This is a genomic window from Limosilactobacillus alvi, assembly GCF_016900115.1.
Taxonomy (GTDB): domain Bacteria; phylum Bacillota; class Bacilli; order Lactobacillales; family Lactobacillaceae; genus Limosilactobacillus; species Limosilactobacillus alvi.
The window spans coordinates 1-4,882 of the sequence record NZ_JACJJQ010000063.1 but is presented as its reverse complement, the minus strand read 5'-3'; the positions used below and the strand labels follow the sequence as shown (position 1 = coordinate 4,882).

At 42.2% G+C, this 4,882-nt stretch carries 7 protein-coding genes; 4 read left to right on the top strand and 3 right to left on the bottom strand.

The annotated features are described in order from the left end of the window. Positions 1-383: 383 nt before the first annotated feature. Positions 384-848 carry a hypothetical protein gene (locus H5993_RS08845; RefSeq protein ID WP_204777084.1) on the bottom strand — a complete coding sequence of 155 codons (465 nt, stop codon included), beginning with the start codon at positions 846-848 and terminating at the stop codon, positions 384-386. Then, positions 845-1,252: a hypothetical protein gene (locus tag H5993_RS08840; RefSeq protein WP_204777083.1), complete on the bottom strand. Its 408-nt coding sequence runs from the start codon at positions 1,250-1,252 to the stop codon at positions 845-847. Before H5993_RS08840 ends, H5993_RS08845 begins: the two co-directional genes overlap by 4 nt. Positions 1,253-1,358: 106 nt before the next feature. Between H5993_RS08840 and H5993_RS08835 the strand changes: the two genes are divergently transcribed. Then, the gene (locus H5993_RS08835; protein WP_180871296.1) at positions 1,359-1,811 is read left to right on the top strand and encodes a universal stress protein; all 453 of its coding nucleotides are present in this window, start codon (positions 1,359-1,361) and stop codon (positions 1,809-1,811) included. A gap of 227 nt (positions 1,812-2,038) precedes the next feature. Here H5993_RS08835 and msrA read toward each other — a convergent pair whose 3' ends face one another. Continuing rightward, positions 2,039-2,563, bottom strand: coding sequence for a peptide-methionine (S)-S-oxide reductase MsrA (gene msrA, locus H5993_RS08830; protein WP_204777082.1), 525 nt, complete (start codon positions 2,561-2,563; stop codon positions 2,039-2,041). A 200-nt stretch (positions 2,564-2,763) separates the two neighbouring features. On the opposite strand from msrA, the gene H5993_RS08825 reads away from it, so the two are divergent. The 3 genes from H5993_RS08825 to H5993_RS08815 all read left to right on the top strand — a co-directional run bounded on the left by H5993_RS08825 (position 2,764) and on the right by H5993_RS08815 (position 4,526). Continuing rightward, entirely contained in the window at positions 2,764-3,576 is an 813-nt protein-coding gene (locus H5993_RS08825; protein WP_204777081.1) for a glycosyltransferase family 8 protein, read from the top strand. A gap of 325 nt (positions 3,577-3,901) precedes the next feature. Continuing rightward, positions 3,902-4,162 carry a type II toxin-antitoxin system RelB/DinJ family antitoxin gene (locus H5993_RS08820; RefSeq protein ID WP_204777080.1) on the top strand — a complete coding sequence of 87 codons (261 nt, stop codon included), beginning with the start codon at positions 3,902-3,904 and terminating at the stop codon, positions 4,160-4,162. Beyond that, the gene (locus H5993_RS08815; protein ID WP_204777079.1) at positions 4,155-4,526 is read left to right on the top strand and encodes a type II toxin-antitoxin system RelE/ParE family toxin; all 372 of its coding nucleotides are present in this window, start codon (positions 4,155-4,157) and stop codon (positions 4,524-4,526) included. The genes H5993_RS08820 and H5993_RS08815 overlap by 8 nt, the downstream gene beginning before the upstream one ends. Positions 4,527-4,882 lie beyond the last annotated feature (356 nt).

The following is a 4,882-nucleotide window of genomic DNA, read 5'->3' as shown; positions in this document are numbered from 1 at the left end:
TCATTTCCTATACTCGAACTCGTAGTCCCACAACCTGAAAATCAAAATATCAAAGCAAAGATAGCGGAGGTCATTTTGTGATACGGACTCGCAGTCCCTGAGGCTATGGACGACCTTAGCTCTATCTTTAGGGTAATAAAAAAGTCCAGGATGGTAAAATTCATCCTGAACTAATCTTAGGTTGTTTTTAATGTATTGATCTATTAGATCGCAGGCTAAGGTTAGTCGTCCACTACCAACCTTAGCCGAGCCCCCTGCAATCCGGCAGGTTAATGGGCCCCATGAGAAGTTTTACCACAATGTGGGGTAGCAATTGGGGTTGCTACCATACCTCTCGACTCATCGCATGATCCAATGTAACACGATTTTAGCGGAAAGTAAAATTATTCGGCACTCCGGTTTTCAACCGTTTGGGCTAATTGGGTGGCTAACCATTCTTGAAGCTGCTTAACCAAGGTAGCCTCATCCCCACTGGCCAAGGCTGTTTCATCCGCTAACAAGTCAATTCGCAAGCCCGATTGGTTAACTTGATCACCTTCAATGACCATGTACAAGTTAACCCCATACTCAGTTTCGTTATCTAAAAGCTTTCCATCTAACCGAGCGGCATCCTTAACGGGAACGTTAATTAGGTTTTCTTCTAACCGCACGCTAACCGGATCACCCTTTCTTAAACGGACCTTCCACTCATATTGACTAAGATAACCACTGTCAAGTTGGGCTAAGCAAAAAGCAACCCCGGGCTTTAATGCTTTTGGTTGTTGGACTTGAGAAGCCGTAAACTCAACCTGTTTAACCTGTAAGTGTTCTTCGATTTGACCTAAATATTGATCTTTTGTTAATTTCATTTCAATCGTTCCTTCAACTTCCGATCAGCATATTTTTTCCGTTGCATGATTCCATACCAGATCCCGGCCAAGCTTGCCAAGAAGCCAATAATCGCAACTAGTTGCACTAAGAGGCCCACCAGACTCGTGCGGTCGGCAACTTGACTAAAGCCCCCAAAGTCACCAATCGCACATAAAATCATTGCTAAAATCGTTATATAGCTGTCAAACCGTAAATCCAAAATTGCTAAAACTACGATAACAATCGCCAAGACGACCATCATCCCCACCCGGGCCATCACGATCCCGCTCGTTAAGGCGACCCCCATTTGAGCATACATCGCGATTTCCACAATAACCGTGGCAATAATCGCCGTTAAGGAAGTCGCAATGACCTTCTTAATATTTGCTTGATCTTTCATCATTTTCATCCTTTATTTTGAACTCTTATTTTTCATTCTACTAAACTCCCTGCGGAAAGTACAATTTTCATTGGTATAATTATAGTAAGAATAAAAGGGAGGCTCCAAAATGATCAGTAACTCATACCGTAATATCCTTGTCCCCATCGATGGTTCCAAGGCAACTCCTAAGGTCATGGAATCCGCCATTAAAGTTGCTTTATTGAATGATGCCCACTTAGATATTTTAAACGTCGCCCAGGTTAACCAAATCGCCGATGGTTACGCTGATATTCTAGCGCTCAGTGAAGATCAAACCCTTGATCTGGTCGACTTAGTTACCGAACGCTTAAAAGATTTGCAAAACGAAGCCTTAAAGGCAGGCGTCAAATCAGCCGATATCCATATTCGCTTTGGAAACCCAAAACAAGTCATTGCCCGTGACTTCCCGCAAGATCATCATCCTGACCTCATTGTCATGGGACGAACTGGTTTAAATGCGCTCGAACGCGTTTTAGTGGGTTCCGTCACGGCTTACGTTGAACGGTTTGCCCCGTGTGATGTGTTGACGATTCGGATATAAAATACCAATCGCCTTAAGCCAGGGCCAGGGAGAGGTGGCGAGAACTAGCCAACGCCAATTACAATCAAAAAGGTCGCTAATAAACGGTTGCGATTAAGGTATGTTAACCTTGCTTCAACCTGTTTAAGTTAGCGACCTTTTTTGCTTTAGCTTTTAAAACTTTGCTCGACTACATTATGCGTAATCCGACGTGGCTAAGTTTGGTCCTCTCGATAAGGTCAAGCCTTTTACTTGCCCCAATGCTTCTCCAAAAACTGGGCCCGACCACCCATCTCTTCGATCGCGTAACGGGCCGGATTCTTCTTATAGAAGTCTTGATGATAATCCTCAGCTAAGTAGAAAGGCTTGGCATCTTCAATTTGGGTCACAATCTGCGCATCCCCAAACTCACCACTCGCTTGGAGCGCTTGCTTGGAAGCTTCCGCAATCCGCCGCTGCTCCTCATCCTGCACGTAGATCACCGGCCGATAACTATCTCCCCGGTCCTGAAACTGACCACTCGCATCGGTCGGGTCCGTTTGGTGCCAATAAATTTCCACTAATTTTTCGTAGGAAACCTTGGCAGGGTCAAAGGTAATCCGCACGGCTTCGGTATGACCGGTCGTCCCGGAACAAACTTGTTCGTAAGTTGGGTTAGGTACGTGGCCGCCGGTATATCCCGACTCAACCTTTTCAATTCCTGGATAAGTATCGAAGGGTTGCACCATACACCAAAAACAGCCCCCAGCAAAAATTGCAGTCTCTAAGCTCATGTGATCAAGCTTCCTTTCCATTTAAGGTTCTTATGTTGAGTATACTAAGCAAAGTCAAGTTAGACCACCAATTTGCTTCCGGCACCGTCTTAATAAACTGGTTTTTCCATCGCTTTAATAGGCATTTTAAAAGAATTGTATCACTAGCCCTAATTAATCTAAGGTACACTAAGGTTAGTTTTAATTTATGAGGTTATGCTATGAACTTACTTTTCTCAATTGACGACCGTTTCTACCGCCAACTCATCACGGTCTTATATTCACTTACCCTTAATTCCCCGGAAAATAAAATTAACGTTTACGTAATTACCACGCCCGAATTTTCCCATGCTGGTGAACTAAAACGGGCGTGTCACCAACTAAAAATGGTCTTCCACCAAGTCATCATTCCTACCGATGCCTTTGCGGATGCCCCGGTGACCGATCGTTACCCGAAAACCATTTATTATCGGCTCTTAGCCCACCAATACCTGCCAGCTGACCTCCACCGGATCCTCTACTTAGATGCGGATTTACTTTGTATTAACGATCTTACCCACTTTTACCAAATGGACCTAACTGGCTATATGTACGCCTCAGCGATTCACACCAACTTAACGAATACCACTGACGTGATTAATAAGCTCCGCCTCCAGAATTTTGATGCCGATGGTTATTACAACTCCGGGGTCTTACTAATGAACCTGGATGAGATTCGTCAAAAGATTAAACCAACCGATATTTTTGACTATATCCAAGAGCACATCCTCTTACTTCCTGATCAAGACGTCTTAAACGCCCTTTACGGGAAATATATCCGCACCGTTCCGGATCAACTGTACAACTTTGATACCCGCAACCTCCGGGTGTACGAAGCGATCTCAACCGGTCAGTGGAATCTTAACTGGGTAATGGAGCACACCGTCTTCTTGCATTTCTGTGGCCGCCAAAAGCCCTGGTTAGCAACCACTAACCGGGGAAAGTTTACTGCCCTGTATAAAAACTACTTTAAGTTGGCAAACCGATTGGGGTAACGCTCCTTGATAACTAACTGGGCCTGTTTGCTAACCTCATCTAACAAACCAGTTATAAGGAGAGGCGGGGAATTAACTATTAATTTTTGCCTTATCAGTCGGATTTTTGCACTAAAAAAAGCATCCCCATTAGAATCAAAGCTCTAGTGGGGATGTTTTTTATCTGAAATCAGTGAAAATGCTGATATTACAGCTTTCTATTTAGGAACTCTAATCCTATTTCTAAATTAATTTATCCAGAATGTACTTTGAGTGCCACTATAATTTGATAATTCAACTTGATATTGTGTGTTATTTGTCATACAATGTAATTGAGGTGATTAGAATGGATGCAAGAGTAGACAGTCGGGTACCGGTTGATGTTAAAGAAAAAGCTAGCAAAGAATTAGCCGCTCACGGCTTATCAATTTCTAGTTTTATCCGTATGACGTTATCTTCTGTTGCTAATGATGGCTTGCCAAAGTATTGGGGAATTCCTAATGCGGAAACCATGTTATCGATTAGCGAAGCGGTTGACGATTTAAACGATCACAAACTCAAGGGTGCATCATCTTATGACGAACTGGAGAAGTTGCTAAATGAGTGAAGTTATTCCCACAAGCCATTTTAAGAAACAATGGAAAAAGGTAATGAAGAATCCACGTTGGCATAATATTTTCCATGGAGAAGTTCCTTTTACTGACGATCATCGTTCACCGTGGGAATACGTCATCAACTGCTTCTTAAATGATGAAAAAATTCCTGATTATTTTTACGAACACCCAATTAATTTAACTTCTCAGCAGAAAAAAACCATCAAAAACCGTTTAGGCTCGCTGAATAACGTTGAAGTTAAAGGTCTTGATCTTCATTTTGATGGTCATAATGGCGATCACTTATTGCTCTATGTTCAAACAAATCAAGAAATTGTCTATCTAGTAGGCATTGGCACTCATTCCGATTTATTTTAAAATGCAGGAATTAACAGAAAGTACGTAAATTGGTTTAAACAAAAGCATCCCCATTAGAATTACAGCTCTAGTGGGGATGTTTTTTACTATTCTATTCTTCGGCTTCTTCTACTACCAAATCAAGACTAGCAATACTAATACAAAATAGTCTATTAAGGCAGAGGCCGATTCTAATGAATTAACCTTCGTTCTTCTTATCCCAACCAGGCCGTCAAGGAGTTTTTCCCCCAACCTCTCTTCCTACGATTAGTCAAGCGAAAAGTTATCGAAAATTAGCGTACACTAAACAAACCTGATCTAAATAAGAATTTAAAAATCAGGAAAAAGTGATATATTAAAGAAGAGGGTTAATCCTC